Here is a 641-nt window from a genome sequence, read left to right as displayed (position 1 = left end):
CGCACAGGCCACCACCGGCCTGGACGACGCCGCCATCCGCACACCATCGGAAGAACTCACCGCGTTGATCGCTGCGCGAGAGCCGTACTTGCTGCGACTCAAACAGAGCGCGAACACAGACGGCGCCATCCGCTTCCAGTGCCCGGCAGCGGGCACCTCCCCGTCGCTCACCTGCCCCCGCTTCGACCGCCTCCACCAGCGCGGGCCCAGCAGGCCCGCCGCGGTCGACCTGACCGACGCCCGGCAGCGAGCAGCCCACCCAGCGGCCAAACCCCGCGTCCTGCCCCCAACCCCCGACCACAGGAGCGGCGAACTGCCGAAGATCTGTCATCAGCACACCATCACCCTGCGCCCCGGCGACCTGGGCCACCTCGACAAGTTCCGCCAGGACCTGCCCTACCTCAGCCCCACCTGGATCGGAACCTACAAGCCCGTCCGCGCCAACACCGAGGGCATCAACGGCAGACTCAAGGGACATGACCTCGACCTCGGCGATCCCAAGAACCGGCTCGCCCACGGCCGCGTCGCCCAGACCATCCTGGTCGCGCTGCTCGTCACCGTCGCCAACGACCACTTCCTCGACCAGTGGCGCCACATCCACGAGCCCCAAAACGAGCCCGTCACACTCGCCGCCGCTCCGC

General features: G+C 69.6%; 1 protein-coding gene. It reads left to right on the top strand.

Annotation, left to right across the window (positions count from 1 at the left end; translation table 11 throughout):
• On the top strand, window positions 1-641 hold a 641-nt coding region (locus ABD810_RS40875), incomplete at both ends, for a hypothetical protein (protein ID WP_344953987.1).

It is taken from the genome of Sphaerisporangium flaviroseum (assembly GCF_039537005.1).
Taxonomy (GTDB): Bacteria; Actinomycetota; Actinomycetes; order Streptosporangiales; family Streptosporangiaceae; genus Sphaerisporangium; species Sphaerisporangium flaviroseum.
This window is presented reverse-complemented; position numbering and strand designations above follow the sequence as displayed.